General features: G+C 53.6%; 18 protein-coding genes and 2 pseudogenes. 13 read left to right on the top strand and 7 right to left on the bottom strand.

Annotated elements, in window-relative coordinates; translation table 11 throughout:
* Window positions 1-157 precede the first annotated feature (157 nt).
* Entirely contained in the window at window positions 158-631 is a 474-nt protein-coding gene (locus GOB93_RS17005) for a hypothetical protein (RefSeq protein WP_173584682.1), read from the top strand.
* Between the two features lie 91 nt (window positions 632-722).
* Entirely contained in the window at window positions 723-2,135 is a 1,413-nt protein-coding gene (locus GOB93_RS17000) for an MFS transporter (protein ID WP_242010868.1), read from the top strand.
* Window positions 2,136-3,552: 1,417 nt separating this feature from the next.
* On the opposite strand, the gene GOB93_RS16995 is transcribed toward GOB93_RS17000, so the two are convergent.
* Entirely contained in the window at window positions 3,553-4,284 is a 732-nt protein-coding gene (locus tag GOB93_RS16995) for an acetyl-CoA C-acyltransferase (RefSeq protein ID WP_173584700.1), read from the bottom strand.
* Window position 4,285: 1 nt separating this feature from the next.
* Complete coding sequence (locus GOB93_RS16990) at window positions 4,286-5,806, bottom strand: M20/M25/M40 family metallo-hydrolase (RefSeq protein WP_173584680.1); 1,521 nt, start codon at window positions 5,804-5,806, stop codon at window positions 4,286-4,288.
* A gap of 359 nt (window positions 5,807-6,165) precedes the next feature.
* On the opposite strand from GOB93_RS16990, the gene GOB93_RS16985 reads away from it, so the two are divergent.
* Complete coding sequence (locus GOB93_RS16985; RefSeq protein ID WP_173584679.1) at window positions 6,166-6,402, top strand: hypothetical protein; 237 nt, start codon at window positions 6,166-6,168, stop codon at window positions 6,400-6,402.
* Between the two features lie 153 nt (window positions 6,403-6,555).
* Here the strand turns inward: GOB93_RS16985 and GOB93_RS22285 are convergent.
* Window positions 6,556-6,697: pseudogene (locus GOB93_RS22285) on the bottom strand (IS630 family transposase); the annotation flags it as partial.
* Between the two features lie 267 nt (window positions 6,698-6,964).
* Between GOB93_RS22285 and GOB93_RS16975 the strand changes: the two are divergent.
* Window positions 6,965-8,335, top strand: a complete 1,371-nt coding sequence (locus tag GOB93_RS16975) for a M28 family metallopeptidase (protein WP_198912716.1) — start codon at window positions 6,965-6,967, stop codon at window positions 8,333-8,335.
* A 67-nt stretch (window positions 8,336-8,402) separates the two neighbouring features.
* Window positions 8,403-8,654 (top strand): hypothetical protein, encoded by a 252-nt coding sequence (locus tag GOB93_RS16970; RefSeq protein ID WP_173584677.1) that lies wholly within the window; start codon window positions 8,403-8,405, stop codon window positions 8,652-8,654.
* 345 nt (window positions 8,655-8,999) lie between these two features.
* Here GOB93_RS16970 and GOB93_RS16965 read toward each other — a convergent pair whose 3' ends face one another.
* Complete coding sequence (locus GOB93_RS16965) at window positions 9,000-9,794, bottom strand: class II aldolase/adducin family protein (protein WP_198912715.1); 795 nt, start codon at window positions 9,792-9,794, stop codon at window positions 9,000-9,002.
* A gap of 13 nt (window positions 9,795-9,807) precedes the next feature.
* A complete protein-coding gene (locus tag GOB93_RS16960) occupies window positions 9,808-11,136 on the bottom strand; it encodes an MFS transporter (protein ID WP_173584676.1) in 1,329 nt (442 codons plus the stop codon).
* A gap of 349 nt (window positions 11,137-11,485) precedes the next feature.
* On the opposite strand from GOB93_RS16960, the gene GOB93_RS16955 reads away from it, so the two are divergent.
* The 8 genes from GOB93_RS16955 to GOB93_RS16920 all read left to right on the top strand — a co-directional run bounded on the left by GOB93_RS16955 (window position 11,486) and on the right by GOB93_RS16920 (window position 24,974).
* Entirely contained in the window at window positions 11,486-13,039 is a 1,554-nt protein-coding gene (locus tag GOB93_RS16955) for a serine hydrolase domain-containing protein (protein ID WP_173584675.1), read from the top strand.
* Between the two features lie 648 nt (window positions 13,040-13,687).
* Window positions 13,688-14,977 (top strand): Xaa-Pro dipeptidase, encoded by a 1,290-nt coding sequence (locus tag GOB93_RS16950; protein ID WP_198912714.1) that lies wholly within the window; start codon window positions 13,688-13,690, stop codon window positions 14,975-14,977.
* Window positions 14,978-15,115: 138 nt separating this feature from the next.
* On the top strand, window positions 15,116-17,536 hold the full coding sequence (locus GOB93_RS16945) for a TonB-dependent receptor (RefSeq protein ID WP_408742415.1): 2,421 nt from the start codon (window positions 15,116-15,118) through the stop codon (window positions 17,534-17,536).
* Window positions 17,537-17,689: 153 nt separating this feature from the next.
* The gene (locus GOB93_RS16940) at window positions 17,690-19,129 is read left to right on the top strand and encodes a M20/M25/M40 family metallo-hydrolase (protein WP_173584672.1); all 1,440 of its coding nucleotides are present in this window, start codon (window positions 17,690-17,692) and stop codon (window positions 19,127-19,129) included.
* A 254-nt stretch (window positions 19,130-19,383) separates the two neighbouring features.
* Window positions 19,384-20,718 carry an MFS transporter gene (locus tag GOB93_RS16935; RefSeq protein ID WP_173584671.1) on the top strand — a complete coding sequence of 445 codons (1,335 nt, stop codon included), beginning with the start codon at window positions 19,384-19,386 and terminating at the stop codon, window positions 20,716-20,718.
* A gap of 57 nt (window positions 20,719-20,775) precedes the next feature.
* Entirely contained in the window at window positions 20,776-21,951 is a 1,176-nt protein-coding gene (locus GOB93_RS16930; RefSeq protein ID WP_173584670.1) for a M20 aminoacylase family protein, read from the top strand.
* Between the two features lie 81 nt (window positions 21,952-22,032).
* On the top strand, window positions 22,033-23,457 hold the full coding sequence (locus tag GOB93_RS16925; RefSeq protein ID WP_173584697.1) for a M20 family metallopeptidase: 1,425 nt from the start codon (window positions 22,033-22,035) through the stop codon (window positions 23,455-23,457).
* Window positions 23,458-23,681: 224 nt separating this feature from the next.
* Complete coding sequence (locus tag GOB93_RS16920; protein WP_198912713.1) at window positions 23,682-24,974, top strand: Xaa-Pro dipeptidase; 1,293 nt, start codon at window positions 23,682-23,684, stop codon at window positions 24,972-24,974.
* A 166-nt stretch (window positions 24,975-25,140) separates the two neighbouring features.
* Here GOB93_RS16920 and GOB93_RS16915 read toward each other — a convergent pair whose 3' ends face one another.
* Together GOB93_RS16915 and GOB93_RS16910 are read right to left on the bottom strand one after the other, a co-directional pair.
* On the bottom strand, window positions 25,141-25,488 hold the full coding sequence (locus GOB93_RS16915) for an IS5 family transposase (protein ID WP_242010867.1): 348 nt from the start codon (window positions 25,486-25,488) through the stop codon (window positions 25,141-25,143).
* A 287-nt stretch (window positions 25,489-25,775) separates the two neighbouring features.
* Window positions 25,776-25,869 (bottom strand): annotated as a pseudogene (locus GOB93_RS16910) (IS5/IS1182 family transposase); the annotation flags it as partial.

Below are 25,869 nucleotides of genomic sequence, written 5' to 3'. Positions count from 1 at the left end.
ATTCAGCCGGGAAGAAAACTCCTCATACGATTACAGTCGTCTGCGGGAGTGTCAGGCAATACGAAACTGCGGGCCCTGAATGACCAAACCTCGAATTGAGCTTGACGTTACAATGCTCACGGAACACTCCGGGCTCTGGTTATCCGGGAGAGAAAAAATGAAACGGCGATTTTATCTTCATTGTCTTGTGCCAGGGCTTTTTCTGCTTGCCGGCGTCGCTGACGGAACCGCACCTGGATATGCACAGACCGTCATTGATGGCAGCGGCCGTGGGAAAGCGGCGCAGGCTGCTACCCAGGCTGTCGCGAAGCACTTTCAGGCTCCGCAGGATGTGCGCTTCCGTAAAATCCGGTCGGTGGGAAAGAACACAGTCTGCGGTGATGTGAAGGGTGACGGTTCAGCCGGCTTCTCGGAATTCGGGGTTTCGGCGGACGAAAATCCGGTAATTTTCGATAATCGCCCCATCCCTGCGGCTCTTGATTTCAAAGAGGTCAATGGCTGGCTTAACCAGAGTGTGGCGCTTGAAGACCTTGAAGAGATGGGCTGCGTGCCGAAAGGCAGTTATGCGCGCTATCGTGATCATCTGAATAAGGTGATGGAGACCCGCAAGGATACGACCACGACACACTGACAACAGTTTCACGAAAAATCTGTCTTCGCGCTGCGGCAACAGAGCAAATTAATATCTTGCTGCCCCATGCGAATGCTGCATGTTTTCCTGTATGACAGCATCTTCCCCGTTTCCGCAGCGACAATACTCCCCCCTGATTGCCTTTGTCCTGGCCATGGCCGGGTTTATGCAGAATCTTGACGGGGCGATCATCAACACCTCCCTGCCGCAGATGGCGCGTTCTTTTGGCGTAACGGCGCTGGACCTCTCTATGGGGATCACGGCGTATATGCTGGCCTCGGCGGCGATGTCGCCTCTCGCCTCATGGCTGGCGATAAAAGCTGGTGAGCGGCGGCTGATGGTTGTGGCGATGCTGGTGTTTACAGCGTCTTCGGTGTGGTGCGGGCTTGCGCATGGGCTGACGGAATTTGTGCTGGCCCGGATCGGGCAGGGTCTGGCCGGAGCGGTGATGGGACCCGTCGGGATGGCGATCATGCTGCGGCACACCCCGAAATCCGAACTGATGCGGGCGCAGTCGGTCACGGTCTGGCCGGCGTTGTCGGCACCGATTATCGGGCCGGTTCTTGGAGGCTGGCTGACGCAGACCGTGGGCTGGGAGTGGAATTTCTGGCTCAATCTTCCTGTAGGGCTGATTGCGGCATTTGCCATCTGGCGGATTGTGCCGGCGACGCCGCCGGAACAGGCGCCGCCGCTCGACTGGAAGGGGCTTGTGCTGTGTGCGGTGGCGCTGACCTGTCTCCTGGCCGGGTTTCAGCGTTCGGCCGAGGCAGGAAATGAACGTATTCTGGCGCTGGGCCTCATGGCGATCGGGGCGGTGGTGGGGGTGTCCGCGGTGCGGCATCTGAGGGGACATGAAACCCCGATTCTGTCACTGGAGCCGCTGAAGCGTCCGAGCCTGCGTTATGCGACGCTGTATCCCGGGATGGTGTTTCGCTGTCTGTTTTCGTCAGCGCCCTTTCTGCTGCCATTGCTGTTTCAGGTCGGATTCGGATTATCGCCTTCCGTCGCCGGGACGTGGATGCTGGGATATTTCTGCGCGAATCTGGGACTGAAACCATTTACGTCGACCATTCTGCGGCGGTTCGGCTTTCGCAATGTGCTGTTTTTCAATGGCCTCCTTGTGACGATCTCTTTGCTGATCTGCGTGTTTCTCAGCCCGCATGAATCGGCATTCCTGCTTATCCTGACGCTTGCTTTCGCCGGGGCTTCACGGTCAATGGAGCTTACGGCACTTTCGACCGTGGCGTTTGCGGATGTATCACAGGAGGAGCGGCGGGCAGCGGCGGGGGTGTCTTCGATCCTGCAGCAGGCAGCCAGTGCCGCTGGCGTTCCGGTGATGGCCTTCTGTCTGTCGGTGGCGCAGTCAGTCTGCGGACACGCTCAGCTGGGGCTGCCGGAACTGCATATGGCGTTTCTGGCAAGCGCGGCCCTGGCGCTTGCCGGCACTGCCGGATTTGCGCGAATGCCGAAGAGTCTGGGAGATGAGGTAAGCGGGAGAGTATGAGGTAATTCTGTTCACCGTACAGACAAAAGAAATATCTCTTTTACTCAGATCCTGTGAAGAAATAACGCATTGTCCGCCGGGTCAGCTGGCCCCACGGAAAATAAAAACACCACAGATTTACAGAAAAATCTGTGGTGCAGCAGAGGTTTTCAGCGAAATCGCAAAAACCTCATCGCGGGGGAACCCCCGAATGCAGGCAGCCATCAAAGGCGGGACTCCCGCACAGTACATTTTTTGCTGTAGCCCGGGTTAACCGGGCAATTCTGGTCATAGACCTGACGGTCTGAGTAGCAGGGTCAACCATAGGAACCTCCATACTCCGGACTGACATTAAGGGCGGCTCTCCAGGAGATTTTACGAGATGTTATCTCTCCGCCCTAACTTGATGCTACACAGATTTCAGAGACGAATGGAAGATGTTTTTTTGATAACGGCACTCCGGTGTGGTCTGGCCGTTTGTGTCACGGGTTCGGAGGTAATGGGAGCTGCGTTTCAGGCTTTCTTCACGATATAATATGGGCCGTTGCACTGTGTTTTGTGACACGCACCCGACGCTACAGATGCCGAAGGGAACGATAACAGTCTCAGAGACTGTATCAAAAGCTTCAGAGGGATAAAAAATTTTATAACAAACTGATGATGCTGTGTTTTTTTGAGTTCGAATCATCTGTTTATTGCAGCCATGCTCAGAGAGCAGTTCACGATAAGATTTGATAAAAATGGCAAGAGTTTTTGTACCGATTTTTTCAAAAAGACTATTTCTTCTGAAGATTTTTGAAAAAATCTTCACCAAAAACTTTTTTATGGTTAACCGTAAGGTTCACGGGCGGGATTTTTTATCGTGTGGCGACCATCACGAATGATGCCAGCCGTATAAATTGAGAAGTTGCCATTATAATATCGACAGAAAACTCAAGACACAAAAAATTTCCGTCTCATATTTGGAATATGTGATACACAGATTTCGGGGCAATGATGCAGAACAGTATAACTCGGGTGAGGTTTTCCGACGATACGGATGACGGTCAAAAGAACAAAATATCACTGATAATTTTGAACAGCTTTTCGTATTGTTATCGGACGTCTCAAGGAAAAAATCTTATTTTCGTGTTACCGCGCTTCCCAGACTTCGAACCTGTCAGATGTGATGGATTTCTGAAGTCTGATTGCTGAATCAGTATTATCTCTCGATAACTCTGGGTACATTTACCTGGCAGTGTTCGCAGCAGATATATCATCCGGTAAGTCGTACAAAAAATCCTCCCCGGAAATCGTTTCAGAGAACAAAGTTGGATATGTCGGTCTTCTTCGGCGTTTTTCGACATCTGCATTACAATCTGTCATTATTTTTTTGGAACTCCTTTTTTAAAACAGGATTTTTCTGATTTAAGATTGTAAAAAACACGATAACAGACTTTCAGGGAATACGCTCGATGACTGCGGCAATACCCTGCCCTACCCCGATGCACATGGTGACCAGAGCCCTGCGCCCATCTATTACTTCCAGTCCATTCACTGCTGTCAGCGCCAGACGCGCTCCGGACATCCCCAGCGGATGTCCGAGAGCAATCCCACCGCCGTGAGGATTCACCCGCTCACAATCATCTTTCAGGCCAAGTTTACGCAGAACTGCCAGAGACTGACTGGCAAAAGCTTCGTTCAGTTCGATCAGATCCATATCGTCCAGCGTCAGGCCTGTCTTGTCGAGCAGACGTTCCGCTGCCGGCACCGGGCCTGTACCCATGACCAATGGTTCGACACCTGCGGCCGCCATAGCGACCACCCGGGCCCGGGGGACAAGGCCATGCCGCCTGACGCCGTCTTCACTTGCCATGAGGAGGGCCGCGGCACCGTCATTAACGCCTGACGCGTTTCCGGCCATCACGGTTCCGTCCTGCCTGCGAAAAGGCGTTTTCAGACGGGAGAGGTCTTCGAATGTTGTCTCCGGCCGTGGATGTTCGTCCACACGTACTTCCGTTTCACTCTTCCGGGTTCGCACTATGATGGGTGTGATCTCCCTGGCGAAGTATCCTTCTGCCTGGGCTCTGGCGGCTTTCTGCTGTGACATCAGCGCAAAACGGTCCTGATCTTCGCGGAAAATCTGAAAACGTTCGGCTACATTTTCACCGGTTTCAGGCTGCGAAAACAGATTATTTTTCTTCGGAAGCTGTCGGCAGTGGTGTCCGGAGCAGGGTCATCAGTTCCCTCACTCCATCCTTATAGGTACCAAGACGCATATTCTCATTCGGTGCATGCTGATTATCATCCGCGTTCACCAGAGGCAGCAATATGATCGGCGCTTTTATTTCCTCCCGAAACGGTCCGCTGGGGACCGAACCGCCCATAATCGGAATAATCACTGCGTTTTTACCCAGTGCGCCCGTGACCCAATGTCCGACCGGAGAGTCAGGCCGCGTGAACAGCACATCCGGTGACCCATGCGCCTCAAGCGAGGCCAGGAGTGGCCAGGTCATCCGCTCTTCCTCAGTGGGTTTGTCTTTTACGAGATGAAAACCAGCCTTTGTAACGGCACCCTTCACAAGACTGATTTCACGGTCAAAATCGATACCGGGCACGGTTCGGATATCGAAACTGGCGACTGCCGTCGCCGGAATGATTGTCGCGTTCATCTGTCCCATCGTGCCGGCGGCAAGGCCGGTGATATTCAGTGTCGGCTCAGACATGGCGTTCCGATAACTGATATCCGCCTGGTCCGTTCCGGAAACTCCCCAGTGTTTTTTGAGGCTTTTTTCGTCATCGGGAACGTGGAGGGACCGGGCAGCCGCCAAAAATTCCGGATCAGTCCCATCGTAATATCCCGGAATGCTCACACGTCCTTTGTCATCCTTAAAAGATGCGATCAGCCGGGCGAGTGAAAAGGCAGGATTGATGACGTAATTTCCGTAATGTCCGCTATGCGCCACTCCGCGGGGACCGAACACCGTAATACGGAACACTCCAACCCCGCGATGTCCGAGCACGACCGTTGGACGGCCGCTCTGATGCATAGGCCCGTCCATAATAACAACGGCATCCGCTTTCAGAAGATCCCTGTTGTTTTTTACCACATCACCGAGCGTATTTCCGCCGCCCTCCTCGTGGGAATCAATGATCAGTTTGACGTTGATCGCGGGCGATTGTCCGCGGGCCTTCAGGGCGTCAATCGCAGTCATAATCATCCAGATCGGTGCTTTGTCATCGGCCGCACTCCGGGCATAAATTCGCCAGTCCGCACCGGCATCCGGTTTTGTCACATCTGATAACGGGAGTGTTTTGCAGGATGTGATATCGGCGCAGCTTCTTAAGACCGGCATAAACGGGTCCTGCTGGGCCCATTCAGCATTGCGCACGGGCTGCCCGTCCATGTGGACGTAAAACAGGACCGTCTTCCTGGCAGGGGATGCCTGCGGCAGTTCGGCGTACACCATCGGGGTCTCGCCATCGGCCAGCTGACGGGCTGTCCAGCCATGCGCCTTCAGTGCTTTTTCGAGCCAGTCGGCATTCTGTCTGATTTCCGCAGATGATCGGGACGTCACATTCGGGAGGCGCAGGAAATCCAGATATTCCGGCAGAGACAGACGAATCGTCTGATCCGTATCCTCTGCCCGCGCCTGATGAAGACCGGTCATGGACAACAGGCACATTAAGGCAAGCGGAATAATTGGTTTCATCGCGTATCGCTCTGGCACAGATCAGTTGAATTCTGGCTGCAGTCAGCACGACAAAATCAGCATACGCAATACTCGAATCGGAATCGCAACCGTTTCAGGCCAGAGCACAGAAGCTGCGTGAAACAACAAAGCGTGAGAGAGAAGGCGTCACGTGCGGCAAAGATACGTTACGAATCCAACACAAATTAACCGGAATGCAACGGAATCCATCAAAGCGGCCTGTTTCATCCCTGTTAATTCGCAGAAATCATTTCAGAACATAAATTACTATTCATTTCTGCATCGATATGGTGCGCGTTTAAAAGCACCGGTCGCGACCGACACGGGCTTACTACCCGAAATCAGGGCGGATATGTGAAATGAAAGTGACCGCGACAAAAATACCTGCTCTGCTTCTGGCGCACCGGTATCTTCTGACCGCCTCTGTGCTCATGCCGCTGCCCGTTACGGGATATGCAGCGACTGCGAAGAGCGTCGGGATTACACATAAACCGGACCACCCACGGGTCGGAAAAGTGTCACAGGCACGGACCGGAGCCGCAACGTCAGGCACGTCTTCCGTCACAACAATGTGTGTCAGCGGAAACGCTTTCTGAAAACACCAACATTATGCACCTCGACCGAAACAGAAAAAGTCGCCGTCATGAGCAGTCATACCGCCTGCTCCGGTTTTACGACTCTGATCTCGGCGCACTTTTCGATCATGTGCTGACGATCGGTGCAGCGCCAGCGTCACACACTCTCGCACAGGCGGGATTTGTCCTGCTGGCACCATCACGGATCGATGCCCGCGACAACAGTCGACGAGCGATGGTCGCGATCCGGCTGCGCCGCAAGTCGCCGCAGATCAGATGCCGAAGAATCATCCTGCAGCTTTACCGCCGCAGTCAGTCATCACTTCACACGCGAGTCAGTGGCTAAGTCGTCTGGTCTTATCTATTCCGATTCCATGATAAATAATATTGAAAAATCTTTTTAAATAATATGATTTTCATAAAACCAGCAGGATAATGATTAGAAAAATCTACTGTCGGCCTGCGTCGTGCCGGGGTCCGTTTGCACGATCCGGAACTGCCTGACGCTGATTTCAGTTTCGTGAAGGATAAGAGTGGATGGGGCGGCTTGCGTTATCGATGCCGGTTCGCAATACTTCCGGATATGAAACGTAAAATCTGTTCTGTTACCGGCGCGCTGACAGCCGTCTTTTTTATGCTCCCCGGATTCTGTGTCGCCGCCGAAACGGCACAGACAGGCGATCCTCTGCCACATCCGGATACTGCCGCACTGCGACAGACAGTGACCGGGCTGGTCGGGTTCGGCACGCGCCATACGCTTTCCACGACGACCGATCCCCACCGTGGGATTGGGGCCGCCCGGCGATGGGTTGCGGAAAAAATGACCGCACTGGGCACGCAATGTGGTGGCTGCCTGAACGTTGAGACGGTGGGTGATCGTTTTACCGGTCCCCGGGCGCCTGAAGGCGTGCAGGTAGAGGACGTGATCGCGATCCAGAAAGGCGACACGGATCCCGACCGTGTTGTCATTGTCCAGGCTCATATCGATACACGCGTCAATGACGTCATGGACGCCACGACGGATGCTCCAGGCGCCAATGATGATGCGTCCGGTGTGGCGCTGGTGCTTGAAGCGGCGCGTCTGCTGTCCCGCCAGCATTTTCCTGCCACGATTGTCTACGCGGCTCTCTCGGGAGAGGAACAGGGGCTATGGGGCGGGGAGCTTCTGGCACGCACAGCCACGGCGCGCGGATGGAAAGTTGCTGCGGTCCTGAACAACGATATCGTCGGCAATACCCATGGCATAGGAGGTGAGCATGTCGACAATGCCGTCCGTGTTTTCAGCGAGGGTATTCGCATGGCGGCCGACACGGCAGGGATCAGCCAGCAGCGTGCCATTGGAGCAGAGGATGATTCACCCTCACGGGCACTGGCGCGGGAGGTTGTGCTGCAGTCCCGCCTGAATCCGGGGCTCGGCCTGAAAGTGGAATCGATCCGCAGGCCTGACCGGTTCATGCGTGGCGGAGACCACATCCCTTTCCTGAACGCTGGCTTTCCCGCGATCCGCTTTACCGAAGCGACCGAGAACTACGACCGGCAGCACCAGCTTGTCCGGGTCGAAAATGGTCATCGCTATGGCGATACGATCGAATTTGTCGATTTTCCCTATCTGGCAAAAGTAACGGCGCTGAATATCGCCGTGATCCGTGACATCGCCACGGCTCCCGCCCCTCCCGACACGGCCACGATCAGCGGCGCGCTGAAGGATGATACCCACGTAAGCTGGACTGCCGTGCCGGGAGCGGCGGGATACCGGGTGCGCTGGCGCGCCGCCGACACCAGCGCGTGGAAGGACAGCCGGGATGTGCCGGCGCAGACAACGGCGCTGGATCTGACTCATCTCAATGTGGACGATCACTTTTTCGGCGTGTCTTCCCTGTCTGCGAACGGAGCCGAAAGCCTGGTCACCTTTGCAGGGATGCCACCTCGTCCCCTGCCTGGTCACACGCACTGAAGCATGAAGGCCATCACTGGAGGCTCGCGGAAATGGGCGTCACTGGCGGCTTTCTGACCGCCTGAGCGTGGCTTCTGATCTCGCCCGGAAATGGTCTGTTCTCAAAGGAATTCTTTGTGTCCTGCGTGTTGGTTACCCATGGTGGGACATGCATGAACGCTATGGAAAATGGAACTCGGTCAATTGCAGTTCCATCGTGGGCAGAACATGGTGTCTGGGACACCCGGCCTGGAAACGGCTGACTGAACCCGGCCTGACCGATGACGGGCAGCACATGATCGCCAGCGGTAAGGCGGCTGGCACAAAGGATGACTCATAAGGAAGGTTCTGGTCGAAGCCGCGGCGGCTTTACGAGCAGGATCCACGCCCGCTCTGACGGTCGGGAACGCTCTTCTGGTTTCGACCTGACGGGCCGCCGAAATTTCCGGTTATTCCGGCGCCGACGGCCTGATGGACCTGCCAGTCGTAACGTCGCACAGACTTATGGCTGGCAAGGAATATAGTGACAGGATACGGGAGAACCTGGTTTTCGAGGAGTTCTTCCTGTTATCCCGCCATGTTCAAACTGCACAGAGGATATTCCCTGCGATTTCCGTCGTTATCAGGATCGCAATCGTATCGAGTGGATGTTCAGCAGATGGAGCCGAAATCTGAAAATGTAAATTCAAACATCAATACCGCTCTGTTCTTCAGAGGAATAAACATCCATGATTCCTCTGAACGCCAGCCATGCCACATAGTCAGACCCTACTGACGCCTTTACTTTGCGCGCTTCATCGTCTGACAGTGGATAAAGCTGACCGGCGCTGCTTGCGAGCAGTTGTATCTCACAGCACCTCTCCATCGAGATAAAACGGTAGCATGCTGCTTCAATCGAACTTCCGGTGGTCAGAAGGCCGTGATTCTGCATTATAGCATGCCGGGCCTTCCCAAGTGATTTTCCTATACGGGTACCTTCATCATCCGACAGAACGACGACATCACCCCGGAAGAGAATATGGTTTTCAAAAAAGGCACAGGCCTCCTGATTAACAGGCAGCAAATACTGATTGAGCGCTGACATTGCGCGACCATACGTTGTATGAGTATGCACGGCAGCGACCACATCCGGATTTTCCCGATGAATGCCGCAATGAATGGCAACAGCAGCTGCATTAACTGGTCCGTCTCCTGAGACGACCTCGCCATTTTTGCTGATACAGATTAAATCGTCCGCCGTAATTCTGGAAAAATGGACAGCATAGGGGTTAACCCATAGCCTGTCGTGGAACTCCGGGTCGCGAACAGTAATGTGACCGGCAATTCCCTCGGCCAGTCCAAGACGTCCGAATACCCTGAACGCCCTGGCAAGCGTGTTCCTGCAATGAGCACGTTCGTCCTGAAAAGAACTAAATACCCGGGGCCTGGGCAGAGCCCCTCCCAGAGGCATGGGAATGTCAGGAAATACAGGGGAAGCCAATTCCGGATCTCCTTTATCTGTCAGGCGTGGCGGCCGTCACAGGTGTTCTGACCTGGCGGGCAAGGAACAGGACCACAAATGCACTCGCGCCCATACAGGCAGCAATGACGCAGAATGGTATATTGTAAGAACCGGTTGTCTCTCTCATTCCACCGACAAATGATCCGACCACGATCCCTGATGACACACCAATACTTGTGATTAACGCCAGGGCCGCTGCCTGGTCATGCTTCACCATCATGGCGGGTAATTGCCAGAACGTACCGATAGCACATAGACAACCCGTAGTACTCATGGAAAGCAAAGTCATAATCCCGCCCGCAGATGGGAGCCATGGTGCCGCCGCCAGAGAAAGAGCACTTACAAGCATAGGCCTGACAATAAACGCGATGTGGAAGTGCCGTTGTCGAACATATCTGCCCCACATCCACATTCCCACAATCGAAGCTATAAACGGCAAAGCAGAGAACAGTCCGATCTGCAGTGGAGTTAAATTATCGGATACATTACAAAAATCGTTCACCACCTGAGGAATGAAATACAGAATTGTAATGAGAGTGGAATTTAACCCAAAATAAACACTTCCGATCAGCCATACGCGTGTATCCGTCAGTGCGGATTTTCCGGAAACGCTTTGAATTTCATCCTCTTGTGAGCTTTCCAGGCAGAGTGCCCGCCGGATCTCCGCCTTCTCGGCGGGCGTTAGCCATCGAGCTCTTTCAGGTTTGTCCGGGAGTACAAAAAATACGGTCGCTCCAAGCAGGATCGCCGGGATCCCTTCCAGAAAAAGCATACTGCGCCATCCACTCAGTCCCATAATCGAAACATGTTGCATTAAGAAGGTGGAAAGTGGAGCACTCACCATACCGGAAGCCGGTATCGCCATTGTAAAGATCGTCGCAAACCACACCCGGTCGCGAGACGGGAACCACACGGTAAGGAAATACATTACCCCGGGAAAGAAACCGGCTTCCGCCACTCCCAATATAAATCGCGTGATATAAAAAGATTTGTCGTTATTCACCAGACATGAGATCGACGATATAATACCCCATGATATCATAATTCTTGAGAGCCATATCCGAGCACCCAGTTTACTCAGAATGATATTGCTCGGAATTTCGCACAGGATATAACCGACAAAGAAAAAACTCGTTCCGGTTCCATATTGTGCAATACTGAGATGAATTTCCTTATTCATGACCAGTGATGCGTAGCCCATGTTTGAGCGGTCCATCTGGTTCACCATGTATATGGCAACCAGTAACGGAGCGAAACGCCAGCATAATTTTTTACTCAATGCCGGAGATAACCCAGCCTGGCAGGGGGAAATTTCCAACACCGGAACTTTCTGTGAAGCAGCGGGAAACATGCGATCAGCAGGCCGATAAACTATTCCCGCCTTGCAACGAAAACGATAAAAACATGCCTCGTACAGGAGAGCAAGCTATCACTTCTCAGAAAATGTCGCGCCAATGTGATATTGTACCGGAGTGCACTGTCTAAAAATTATTCGGAAGCAGAAATTTGAGGTCAGATTGTGATTCTGAATTTAATCGTAACGAATCAAGGTCCGGCCAGACCGAAGTGCCGACAATCTCACCCGTCACAGTTATTAATTTTTCGAGCAAAAATCTAAAAAATTACACAAAGGGCAGAGATTTATGAAAATGGTAGCGGATGTAGCGGCCATGTCTGCCATGATGGAACGTATTGTCGCTCCCTGGAGCACATCCGGACCCGGTGGTGCAATCCTGGTTTTCGACCGGTCAGGGTCCCGTTTTTCAGTTTCCGGCGGTCTGGGAGATCTGGCACAGGAGTCAGTATTTGATGAAAACACAGTAGTACGACTTGCCTCGATCACCAAACATGTACTGGCAGCTATGGTCCTGTCCGCAGCCGATCAGATCGGGCTGGAAGACCCTCTTCTCCTGCATCTGCCGGAGTTGCAGCCTGAAATCGGAATGGTGAAAGTCGCTCAGGCGCTGTCGATGACCGGAGGGCTGCCAGATCTGCGGGAGTGCCTCAGCCTGCAAGGGCTTTTCTTCAATTCCAGATGTGAAATACCGGCCGCCTGTAAGCAGCTTACGTTGCTCGACCGGCTGAATTTCCAGCCGGACACGGAGTTGTCGTATTCCAATACCGGCTATCGCCTCGTCGAGACTGCACTGGCGCGCAAGAGGCTGAATTTCGCCGGGTTCGTCGAGAGCCATGTCAGGCGTGGAGCCGGAGCATCACTTTATACACCCGAAATCTGGGGTGACACCGTAGCTGGCCTGGTGCCTGGCTACTGGGAGACGGAACGCGGCTGGCAGCCTGGCGATCAGGGTATGCCGTTATCGGCCTCAGGTTGTCTTTGTGGGTCCGCCAGCGCATTGGCGGACTGGCTGAGGCATCTGATCGCCGGACAGGGCAGTCTGGCGACCCTGTTCAGCCGGCTGGCAGTTCCACGGGTCCTGCTGAACGGATACTGTACGGATTACGGGCTCGGGCTTTATCGTATGACGGTGCAGGGGCGTACGTTTGTCGGTCACGACGGATCATTGCCCGGCTACAAAGCCTGTTTCCTGATCGATCCGGCGTCGGGCTGCGGTGTTGTTGTGACTTCGAATCGTGAGGATACCGCTGCCAGAACGATTGCCAGATCTGTGCTGGCGGCCGGTTTTGGTCTCACTCTGCCTGATCCGGTCAGTCCCGGATGGGCATCGCCAGGCTTCTATGTCGACGAAAGCGGCACCCGCTGGATCGAGGTCAGAGAGCGCAGTATTATACATATGGGAGCTGAGGAGCCGTTATTTTGCGCCGGTGAAGATAAAGCGGTTTCCGTTAATCCGACAGCGCCGGTCAGCCTGCGGTCGGTGGCGGGGCATCTGGCAGGGGAGATAGGCTTTTCTCCGGTGCGTTTCGCGCCCGCATTGCCAGGGACGGGTCCGGATGTCAGTGCCCTTGATGGGATATGGATTATTCCCGGTCAGGGTGCGCTGCTGGAGATATGCGATGGGGTCCTGATTCAGGGGACAGGTCCGCAGCGCAGCCGGATGCCCCTGCGATCACTGGGTCGCGGTCTCTGGCTGTTTCGGCGCGATGATGGTCCATGGTCCGTTGAGGTTCGCCTGAAACGGCTGTCGTGTGATCAGATAGAACTGGCTACGGCGCGGGCGCGTTCGGTGATCTACGAGCGCCTGACCATAGTATCGGTTGGCGGGATGAAAGAAACCGCTCAAGCTCCTTTGATCTCTGTGTAGGATTTTGATTCAGGTTTTGTGAAGAGACCGGAGATGGATGCCCTGGAGGAGAAAAGGATAAAACTCTGCATTCCGGGGCGAAAGTCATGCGCCAGGCCCGTCAGATACGATAAACGGCGTTATAAACTCGACAGTTGCGTTGCGATTATATTTGGCACAGGCCAGAAACCGGCCACTTGTCGCAACGCACTATAACAGATGTCGCACGGTCTTCTTCTCTGCCGTCTGCTTTGTACCGTCCCCGACTCTGTAATCGCCTGTTTGCCTGGATACGTTATCGAATCGATAAGTTTCCATGAACAGAACCGAAAACACTCTGCCGTGTCCGATTTCAGCTCACCAAAATGTCATGGTCAGAGAATTCACCAGATCAGCGGTTTTCAGGCGGAAATCTGCGCATTTTTCCCCGGATGACAATCAATCGTCTGTTTAAATTATAGTGCTCTGATGCCACGATAATTACGTTGCGTTATAAAAATAACATGCTTATTTTGATATCGAGATAATACGTGAGGCATCCCCGGCAGGTCTTAGTGGCTCTTCCCGACAGAAAATAAAATTCGGTCTTTCATCGAAATGATCGTCTATCTGAACATATGTGCCTCCACTCATGCATGTGAGAGGCTGCTTAAAACAGGAGAACAGGCGTTGCGCAGAGTTGCTGTTCCAGTCATTGCTTTTTTTGCCGGACTTCAGGTCGCTGCTGCTAAGGCTGATACCGTTGTGGTGACGGCTGCGAGCATGATTGACGTCGTCAGTGGAAAAGAAATCAAGAATCCGGTGGTGGTGGTCAAAGACGGCAGAATTTCTTCTGTCTCTACACAAAAGACGTCCATGCCGGCGGATGCCCGCCATGTTGATTTGCCCGGAATGACTTTGCTGCCGGGTCTGATCGATATGCATGTTCATCTGACCAGTTCACCGGAAATAGGCGGTTACAGAAAGCTGGGATACACCAGTAATTTCTGGACCGTAATGGGTGTCGCCAACGCCCGGAAGACACTTCTTGCCGGCTTCACGACGGTTCGCAATCTCGGCTCTGCCAATTACGACGATGTTGCACTGAAGCAGGGTATTGAAGGTGGCTATGTTCCCGGGCCGCGTATCATTCCGGCAACTTACATGATCTGTGCCACCGGCGGTCACTGTGATGTGGAAGGCTCGTTGCCGCCGAATTATTCCGTTCCCCGTCCCGGTGTGGTCGATGGACCGGATGAAATCCGGCATGCTGTCAGAATGCTGCGAAAATATGGTGCAGAGGTCATCAAATTTTCCGGAACCGGTGGAGTCATGTCAAAAACTGATCCCGTTGACCGTGAGCAGTTTTCCCTTGATGAGATGAAGGTTCTGGTGGAAGAGGCGCACCGCTGGGGCATGAAGGTCGCTGTGCATGCTCACGGGACTCTGGGTATCAATGACGCCCTGCGGGCCGGTGTGGATACGGTTGAGCATGCCAGCCTCACCGATGCAGAAGGTTATCGTCTTGCAAAGGCAAATCATGCCTGGCTCGACATGACACCTTATACATCGACCTATGTCCTTGAACTGGGCACAAAAAATGGTGCCTTTCCGGAATCTATGCAGAAAGCCCGAATGGTGGTGGATGCACAGGAGCGGGTGTTTCGCGGCGCCCTCGCCGCTGGCGTCAGGATGATCTACGGCACCGATGCGGGCGTGTTTCCCAATGGCGACAATGCCAGACAATTTCCCATCATGGTGAAATGGGGCATGTCACCGCTTGAGACTCTGCGGACAGCTACGGTGAATGCCGCTGAAGCCCTTGGAAAAGAGAAAGATCTCGGTGCTATCAGTGAAGGTCACTACGGTGACATGATCGCGGTCAAGGGGAATCCACTCTCTGATATCAGTGTCCTGGAACATGTCGACTTCGTTATGAAGGGAGGGCAGGTCGTGAAGGGAGCAGGCGCACCGCAATAGCGGCAGGACCGGTACGGGCCACACTTTCAGCAATACCCTTCTGATAAACCTGAAAGCCTGAAAGAGAGAACAATGAAGAGTTCATACAAAAGTAAATATGATCCGGGTCGTCTCTCACCCCTGTCGTTTTGCCTGATATTGATTACCGGCACATCCGGTGTCGCGATAAGCACGCATGCTCACGCCGCATCGTCTGTATCCGGCAGCAATGCGAAAGTTGCACATGCCCGCACCGGTGCAAATACCGCCCGCCACTCAGGTAATGCTGCCCCGGTTTCACGTCCGGCAACCCGGACTGCGGGCCAGAATGCGGCGAAACATCTTAAGGCCGGATCGGAAACCGTTTCTGTTTCCGGCGTCCGTAACGCTTTTCATTTCAGTGCTGCTCAGCGTTCACCTGATTCCGATACCCATATTACTGCCGACCGCCTCCGGCAGCAGGGTGTTGTGAGCGTTCTGGATCTGCAGAATCTGGCTCCAAACGTTACGATACAAAGAGAAAATGGCGGCGCTACCGTGAATTTCTACATTCGCGGTATTGGTATGGCTGACCTTACCCAGAACAATACCCAGTCCGTCATGACTTACGTGGATGATGTCGTCTATCCCATGGCGTCCATGATGTCCGGGCAGATGTTCGACGTAGCCGGCGTTGATATCAAAGCGGGACCGGTCGGGACTGAGCATGGGCAGGCCGATACGGGTGGCGAAATCAATATTCGTACCAATGATCCAACCAGCACATGGCATGCCGGTATTACGGAAGACATTGCGAGCTATGCCCGGAGTAAGACGGATTTTTACATTTCCGGCCCGATTGCCCATAACCTGTCTTTCCGTATCGCCGGTCAGACCCTGCAAGGCGGTGGCTGGCAATATAACCCTACCAACGGAGCGCATCTTGGAGATGCGAATGAAGGTGCACTCCGGGCAAAGCTGAAGTGGACGCCGGACGAAAAAACTGAAGTAAAACTGACCGGTCACTGGGTTCAGGATAATTCCGAACTCGTCAATGGTACATCCGCGGTGAACTCCCTCGCTACCCGTCCGGTCAATGTGGTCAGCCTGGGGGGCACCGCGTCGCCGGCTGGCAGTTATGTATTGCCCTACGGGCAGACAGAATGGAGCATGAATCCCGCTTTCGCTAAAATTGTCGGAAGAAGTGCAAGTATGAAACCCAGCGAGCATAACACGCTGTGGGGGGCAAATCTTTACTTTGGACGCGATCTTGGTTTTGCGAAGCTTGAGACTCAGAGCGCGTATATTGCAGAACGCCGTGGCGAATATACTGACGCCGACGCAAGCGCGTGGAATACCGGTGACGCGTATCGCAATGTCAATGCGAACTCATTCAGTCAGGAAGTGAAGCTGCATTCTCTGAATATCAATGACCGTTTCCAGTGGACGGTCGGAATGCATTATAACAGGTACCAATCCTACCAGCAGATGTGGTTTGATTTCAGCCAGTATACTCCAACTCGTGGATATCTGTCCGAAACCGCGTTTCACGACAACCAGCAGACATTTGCGCAATATGCACATCTGTCTTACAGGCTGCCGCATAATATAACGATTTTTGGTGGCATAAACCACGAAGCTGATGATCGTCAGCTCAACAATCTCACGACAACTCATTATGCCGGCCCGTATACATGCGCTGGCAAAGGCCTCTGTCAGGCCGTTACAGATGTCGAGGCTTTTACACCGTCCGGTTCGGCATCAAATCAGTTTTCCGGTGTTCTCGGTATCCAGTATCAGATCACCCCGCATCTGCAGACCTACTTTAAAGTCAGTAAAGGCTTCAAGCCTGGCGGCTTTACGGCCAATAATACAGTGGTTCAGGCTCAGCTCGAGCCAATGAAACCTGAAACGGTCCTGGCGTACGAAGCCGGCTTCAAGGCTGATCCCATTCCGAATGTTATGCGTCTGAATGCTGCTGCATTTTACTATGATTATCATGACCAGCAGATTCTGACGTCGTTCGTGGTTCCGAGTTACGGACCTTTGGGACGGTTCACGAACGTTCCCAAATCTGAGATATGGGGCATAGAATTCACGCTCGAACTCCATCCGTTCAAACATATATTTATTACGGAAAACTTTGGTTACGAACGTGGAGTTTACCAGGACTTCCAGAGCGTTAACAGTGCTGCGGTGAACAAGTATTATGCAGCTACGGGAATCTGGCAGCCAATCTATACAAGCTATAGTAATACTGACTCTGGCATTCCAAAGATGACCACGAATGGTACTGCGGATTACCGGTTTAATCCTGTCCGGTCGCATGAACTGGAAATCGGTGTAGACTGGCAATATCGTGATACGCAGGCGCTTATCCCAGGTGGATTTGGCAACTATGGTTATCATCTGCCGGCTTATTTCCTGCTTGGCGCCCATATGACGTTCCGTCCGGTTAACAGAAGATGGAGCGTTACGGTTTATGGTACCAATCTGGCTAACCGGCAGTATTATGTCAGCGGTGGTGCCGCGACTGTTTCTGAGTTCTGGATTCCTGGCACGCCCCGGTTCATCGGCGGCCGCTTTGGTGTGGATTTCTGATGATTCCCATGTAAGCACCTTCCGGGTGACACATCTGATTCAGTCCTGATGATACCGAGAAAGTCGCAATCGTCAGGCGGGACGTCTGCCTGTCTCAGTCTGGCAGATTATCGCGCTCTGTCAGCCCGGAAGAATGCAGAAAAGGTAAGATGTATGCGTCCTTCTCTTCTTATTGCCGCCTGTCTTACGGCACTTTCTCCCGTTGCGATATCCGTCGGCAAGGCGGCGACTACGTCCGGCACCGCTCAGACTCTGTCGCCCGATCAGCAGAAATTTCGCGATCTTTACAAGATGCTGGTCGAGACCAACACGGAATTCTCGTCAGGAAGCTGCACACTTGCAGCTAAGCGTGTTTCCGATCGTCTCAGATCTGCAGGCTATCCTGCCAAGGATATCAGGCTTTTCAGTGTGCCGGAACATCCGAAAGAAGGCGGCATCGTCGTGACGCTGCCCGGGAGTGATCCTTCCGCACGTCCTGTTCTTCTGCTCGCGCATCTGGATGTTGTGGAAGCGAAACGTGAGGACTGGGTACGCGATCCGTTTACTCTGATCGAAGAAAACGACTATTTTTATGGACGCGGCGCCTCTGATGATAAAAGTCATGTGGCGATCTTCACTGATACGATGATCCGTCTGAAGGAAGCAGGTAAAACCTTCCCCCGCACTCTTAAAATGGCACTCACCTGTGGTGAGGAAGCTGGCGGCCCCTTCAACGGCGCCCGATGGCTGGCTGAACAGCATAAAGACTGGATCGATGCGGCTTTTGCTCTCAACGAAGGCAGCGTTGGGTTAAGGGATGCAAACGGTAAGCCAATATCCCTTGGTTTTCAGGATGGCGAAAAGGTTTATCAGGATTTCCAGATTGAGGCCACGAATCCAGGAGGGCACAGCAGTCGCCCCCGGCCCGATAATGCGATCTATAGTCTGGCCGAAGGGCTGGTTAAACTTTCTCACTATGACTTTCCGGTCGAATTTAATGACGCGACCCGTGCATTTTTCACCGGGACCGCAAAGCTGCATGGTGGTGAAGAGGGTGACGCCATGCTGAGACTTGTGAAAAATCCGAACGATAAAAAAGCGAATGCCATCGTATCAAAAGACCCGACCTTTCATTCGATGCTGCGGACAACCTGCGTGGCAACGAGACTGTATGGTGGTCATGCTAATAATGCTCTCGCTCAGCGTGCCGCAGCGAATGTGAACTGCCGTATGTTCCCTGGTGACAGTATAGAAAGCGTGCGCCAGCAGCTGGAGGCGGCCGTGGCCGATCCGTCATTGAAGGTGACGCCGGTTGGTGAGATCAGCCCGACCCCGCCGCCGCCGCCAATGACACCGGAAGTTTACGGCACAGCGAAATCTGTCGCTGAAAAGCACTTCCCCGGTGTGCCGATGTTGCCGGCGATGAGCACAGGAGCGACCGACGGACGCTATCTCACAGCTGCCGGGATTCCGACTTATGGTGTGCCTGGTCGTTTCTCCGATCCTGATGGAAACGGCGTGCATGGTCTCAATGAACGTAAATCCGTCAGTGGTCTCTATGCGGAGCGCGATTATCTCTATGACCTCATCCAGCAATATCTGAGCATAAAATAAAATCGGGGCTCATCGACTGTCTCAGCACGATGCAGTCGATGACGTATCGACCCAATATATACGCCATAGCAATGATCCATGCCTGTTCTGCACGAATGATACGTCTTTGCATCGAGGTGAGTAGTGTTGTCATATGTCCGTATTGGCAATCAGAAACAGCCGGATGCATGGGCTGCCAGTATGGTGATCATAACAACAGAGAACCTGTCTGATCGAAGAATTGTGAACTCCAGTAATCCCATGGGAGACCACAGATGATAAATGCAGAGAGCAGGCAGAATGCAAAAACGGTCATAGCTGCGGCTTGTATCGGAAATTTTCTTGAATTCTATAATTTCATGGCATTTGCTTTTTTTGCACCGATGATCGGTCATGCCTTTTTTCCTTCAGGGAATCACCTCGCCAGTCTTCTCTATTCTCTGATGACCTTTGCTGTAGGATTCTTCGTCCGGCCTGTCGGAGCGGCTGTGGTCGGAGCCTACGCCCGTCAGCGAGGACAGCGTGCTGCCCTCATGCTCACATTCGCTCTCATGGGTGCAGGATCATTGCTTCTTGCTGCGACGCCATCGTCAGAAAAGATCGGTCTTCTGGCTCCGGCACTTATAATTTTTGGTCGTATGCTCCAGGGATTTTCTGATGGCGGCGAGGTCGGTCCTGCGACAGCTCTGATTTTCGACGCAGCGCCGGAAGGTCTGGGAGGTATTCTGGGGGTGATGCAATACATGACCCAGCTTCTGGGTTCTCTGGTTGCTGTTGTTCTCGGACTGACGCTCTCACTGACTCTCTCGCATGACGCGCTTTATTCCTGGGGCTGGCGCGTTCCGTTTTTCTGCGGTCTTGCCATCGTGCCTGTCGGAGTTCTGCTGCGCCGCCGCGCCATTGCGTTTGATCACGCGGCACCGCTTCGTCCGGAGATCGAAAAGACAGATCGTGCGATCCTTCGCCGTGCTGTGCCGCTGGTTTTCCTCTCCATAACCAGTGGCACTATCACGACCTATCTGCGCAATTTTGGCGTAAGCTACGCTGTATCCGTATTACATCTGTCTCCGGCAGTCGGAATGACAGGAATGGCGGCTGGCCTCCTGACTGGAAGCGCCGCACTCATCGCCAGCATGAAAATCACGGCGCGCACCATTGATCCGCGTCCTTTTGTAATAGTCGTGGGGCTGTTCACAGCTGTCGTGAGCGTGCCGTTGTATTATTTTGCGATTCATTCACCCGGTCTTACCAGCCAGTTACTGCTGAATGTCGCGATGTTTGGTCTGTCCAGCCTTGTCAATGCCTGTATCTGGCAGGTCGTGCTGGAAGCCCTCCCCGCACGAAGCCGCTCGTTTGTATTTGGCCTTGTCTATGCTCTGGCTGTCTCCAGCTTTGGCGGGCTCACGCAGCCCTTTATCACCTGGCTGGTGGTTGTGACCGGAGATCCGGTTGTGCCCGGCTACCTCATGGCTCTGGCGGTTCTCCTGGGGCTTATTCCCTATTTATATCTCTACGCCATGGCCAGGGGAGCCTCAGTGAGAAACCACATGGCAGCCGGCTCGTCGTCCAGCCTGAAAACCATGCAAGAGGAGCAGATTATGGCACGGTAGTCACGGCAACCCGCATCCTGTCTGTCACCAGAATCCATCCGAAAGGTCGGCCCACAAATGAGTCTTTCCGCACTTGAAACCATAAAAGAGAGGCGGCCCGAGTTCGATGCGATCCGGCACGATATCCATGCTCATCCGGAACTCGGGCTTGAAGAACATCGCACTGCCGAACTGGTCGCCTCAAAACTTGAGTCATGGGGTATCGAGGTTCATCGGGGGATAGGAAAAACAGGTGTCGTCGGTGTGCTGCGTCGGGGAAACGGCGACAGGGCTATAGGTCTGAGAGCAGATATGGATGCTTTGCCGATGAACGAAGCTTCCGGCAGGGCATGGAGCAGCACGACGCCCGGAATGATGCATGCGTGCGGTCATGACGGTCACACAACAATGCTTCTGGCAGCAGCGCAGTATCTTGCTGATACACGCAATTTCAGCGGGACAGTAAATTTCATTTTTCAGCCGGCGGAAGAGGGTCTTGGCGGTGCGCAGGCCATGCTGCGTGACGGACTGTTCGAACGATTTCCATGTGATTCGGTTTACGGACTGCATAACCAGCCGGATCTTCCGGTCGGTGAATTCCTTATGACGCCTGGTCCGGCAATGGCGGGAGGCGGGTTTTTCGACATCATCCTGACCGGGGTTGGCGCGCACGCAGCAAGACCACAGGCGGGAGTCGATCCGGTTATCGCGGTCTGTCAGCTTGTGATAGCTTTGCAGACGATTGTGTCCCGGACTGTCGCTCCGGGAGATCCTGTTGTGCTCAGCATCACCAAACTCGGCGGCGGAGATGCCTATAACGTTATTCCGCAAACCGCTTCGTTTGGTGGTACCTATCGGTGCATGAGCCGCACGACGATGCAACAGGTACGTGAGCGCATAGAACGAATGACACATGAGCTGGCTGCCGGTTTTGGCGTGAAAGCGGAAGTGAAATTCGGAGAAATATTCGCGCCACTCATCAACAATCCGAAGAATACTGAGCTGGCCGCTGAAGTCGCAGCCAGTATTGTCGGTGCGGATGCGGTCAATGCCCGGGCGCCGGCGGTGACCGGATCGGAGGATTTTTCGTTTATGCTTGAAAAGGTCCCCGGAGCATTCATCAGAGTTGGAAATGGTCATACTGCAGGACTGCATCATCCGGCTTATGACTTCAATGATGAAGCAATTCCATATGGAGCAGCACTGCTCGCGGGACTGGTCGAAAAATCCTTGTCGCAGGATACGTTCGAATAGCCTGCAGCCAGTCGGGAAAACCATAACCCTGTGTCGCGATGCGATCACGTGGTTCAGACATCGAAACGGAGAATCATTATGATGAAAAATACCGATTCCGTATGGGAATATGTCGATAAATGCAGCAAACCTGCAATCGAACTGAGCGACGCGGTCTGGAGCGTACCTGAACTGAATTTCGGTGAATTCCGCTCCTGCGCGCTGCACACGAAAACACTCGAAGAAACAGGCTTTCGTGTCACAAAAAACGTGGCCGGATTACCAACCGCTGTCATGGGTGAAGCAGGAGAAGGTGGTCCGGTTATCGCCTTCCTTGGGGAATATGACGCACTGCCGAATCTGAGCAATGAGGCCGGTGTAATGGAGCACAAACCGGTGCCGGGAGATAACAATGGCCATGCCTGCGGCCATAATCTTCTGGGTTCGGCGGCGTTTCTCGCGGCATCTGCGCTGAAAGACTGGCTCAGTGCAAACAATATTCCTGGTCGTGTCCGTTATTACGGCTGTCCTGCCGAAGAAGGCGGGGCCGGCAAAAGTTTTATGGTTCGTGCTGGTGTATTTGACGACGTCGATGCGGCCATCTCATGGCATCCCATGTGTTTCACCGGAGTTTTTCCTCCCTCCTCTCTCGCCAATATCAGGATTGATTTCACATTCGACGGAAAGGCCGCTCACGCAGCAGCAGCGCCTCATCTTGGCCGTTCGGCTCTTGATGCTGCCGAAATCATGAACATCGGCGTAAATTTTCTGCGCGAACATATGCTTCCCACATCGCGGATTCATTACGCTTTCCTGGATGCCGGAGGTACTGCTCCGAACGTCGTGCAGTCAAAGGTCGTGATCCGCTACACGGTCCGGGCGCTTGAACTGGGAGATATGCTTGAACTCGCCGATCGTGTCAGAAAAGTCGCAGCGGGTGCGGCGATGATGACTGAAACGAATGTGAGCGAGGAGATTGTGAGTGGTATGGCGAATCTCCTGCCCTGCCCTCCGCTTGAACGCGCAATGTACGCTAATTTTGAGCGCCTCGGACCCCCGCCTTTCGATGACGACGATCGCGTCTGGGCCCGGGAAATGCAGAAGACATTCCCGCCCTCGGACATCCAGTCTGCTTTCCGTGCTGTCGGGCTGACTCCGCGTGATACACCTCTCGCCGATTTCGTTCTCCCGCTGAGCGAGGGCCGGGGATCAATGGGCTCGACTGATGTGGGTGACGTCAGCTGGACAGTCCCTACTGTTCAGGCTCTGGGTGCAACCTGCACGATCGGAACGCAGCTTCACTCATGGCAGATGACGGCGCAGGGTAAATCCACTGTTGCCCATAAAGGTATGGTTCATGTCGCTAAGATCATGGCCGCAACCGGCGCCGATCTGATCCGTGATGAGACTCTCCTCGCCCGCGCTAAACAGGATCATGCGGAGCGACTCAAAGTGCAGCCTTATATCAGCCCCATTCCGGAAAATGTTGAGCCTGATTTGCAGCCCGCACCGCAACAGGCCGCATGATCCTGACAGGTTCAGACCTGTTAATCTTCTGAACTAAGCGATGAACGCTGACTCACAGGCCCGTGTATTAAAAAGCCTGTGAGTCAGGTGAAGCGGACTGATCCGTTTTTATTTTGATGCATGGAATGTCTGATAATAAAAAGGCGATTTAACTGACATTATTCGTCGGGTTCATGACATCATTTCGTAATCAATATGTTTTGCTGAATGTGGAGAGAAAGACGTTGCGAAAGGTAATTGTTGCTGCTCTGCTCGGGCTTGTCGCCAGTCATACGACGACCGCTGCGCACGCAGACACTGTCGTGGTAACAGCCGACAATATGATAGACGTTATTTCAGGAAAGGTCGTCAAAAATCCGGTCATTGTAGTTAAAGATGGACGGATTTCGTCTGTCTCTACCCAGAAAACGTCAGAACCCGCAGACGCGCGCCATGTGGATCTGCCGGGCATGACTCTTTTACCCGGTCTGATTGACATGCATGTTCATCTGACCTTTGGGCCGGAAATCGGCGGGTATAAAATGCTCGCCTATACAGATAATTTCTGGACCGTAATGGGTGTGGCGAATGCCAGGAAAACCCTGCGTGCGGGCTTTACCACAGTCCGCAATCTCGGGGCGGGAAATTATGATGATGTGGCTCTGAAGCAGGGCATTGAGGGCGGCTATATCGAGGGGCCGCGTATTATTCCCGCAACCTATATGATCTGTGCAACGGGAGGTCATTGTGACGAGGAAGGCTCTTTGCCTCCAAACGTCTCCATTGTGCAACCGGGCGTGGTGGACGGGCCGGAACAGATCCGTCACGCGGTCAGAACGTTAAGAAAATATGGTGCTGAAGTCATTAAATTTGCTGGCACTGGCGGTGTTATGTCAAAAACCGATCCGGTGGATCGCGAGCAGTTCTCTCTGGAAGAAATGAAGGTGCTTGTAGACGAAGCGCATCGGTGGGGCATGAAGGTTGCCGTGCATGCTCATGGCACTCTGGGGATCAACGATGCACTCCGGGCGGGGGTTGATACGATTGAACACGCCAGTTTCACTGACGCTGAGGGGTATCGGCTCGCAAAGGCAAATCATGCATGGCTCGATATGACCCCGTACACATCAAACTATGTCCTTGAACTGGGTACAAAAAATGGTGCGTTCCAGGAATCAATGGCGAAAGCCCGTATGGTGGTTGACGCGCAGGAGCGGGTATTTCGTGGTGCCCTCGCGGCAGGTGTCAGAATGATTTATGGAACTGACGCCGGTGTTTTTCCCAACGGGGATAATGCGAAGCAGTTTCCCATTATGGTGAAATGGGGCATGTCGCCGATAGAAACTCTGCGGACTGCTACCGTTAATGCTGCCGAAGCGCTCGGGAAAGAAAAAGACGTAGGTGCGATCGCCGAAGGGCGTTATGGCGATATGATCGCGGTCAGGGGGGACCCTCTTTCGGATATCAGCATTCTGCAAAAGGTTGCTTTTGTTATGAAAGGAGGGAACGTGGTGAAGGAAGTCGGGACGGAGAAATGATCTGCTTCCGCGCGCTGAGTCTTCGTTCATAAAAACTTCCATGATTCGTCTGACCGGGCGGAAGTGATGCCTGCAAAAAGACAAATGTGATTTCCGAACAGGTCAGTGGGCGATTTCGTTTCCGCTGACCTGTTATTTGGCCGATTTTGCTTTCCAGGCTCGGGACTCATTCTTTGAGGCAGAAGGTGAAGCTTGCCGCGATATGGATTGCAGACATGAATGTGTGAGCGCAGCGGTCGTATCTGGTGGCGACGGGTCGCCAGTCTTTAAGGTTTGCGAACATGTTTTCGATCAGGTGGCGCTTTTTATACAGATGCCAGTCGTAAGGCGGCTTTGATTTCCGGTTCTTTTTCGGGGGAATGCAGACGGTGATATTCTGGTCGCTGAGAGACCGCCTGATCGGGTTACTGTCATAACCCCGATCACCGATGACTTCCTCTGTTCCTTCCGGCAGATCCGCCAGAAGGATATCTGCCCCTTTGAAGTCACTGACCTGTCCAGCGGTCAACAGCAAAAACACGTCACTCACAGACTTACCTCTATCGGTAAGACTGTGAATCACGAAACACCGCTCAGTTCAATGAATTAACAGGTCCTGAGCCTAGGGACCTCCGCTTTATACATGCCGCCGCGACTGACGTAGCTCCGCCTTGGCTCGTCTCGATACATGCGCTATGTGGAGCCTTGGGCTGAGGCTAGGTGAAACGCGCGAACCGTACTGATTTTGCAGCTTGTGCTGGCGACTCGGTTGCGGGATGGGGTGAAGCTTCGGGGTGGAATGCCCAGGCTCAGGACTCCTGGCCAGAACATGACGGTTTCAGCGAGACAGATGGCTGAGAAGAAGACGGTCGGGCATCTGTCGTAGCGGGTTGCGACCCGCCGCCGGTCCCTGAGC

The sequence above is a fragment of the Acetobacter musti genome, assembly GCF_011516835.1.
In the GTDB taxonomy this organism is placed as follows: Bacteria; Pseudomonadota; Alphaproteobacteria; order Acetobacterales; family Acetobacteraceae; genus Acetobacter; species Acetobacter musti.
This window is presented reverse-complemented; position numbering and strand designations above follow the sequence as displayed.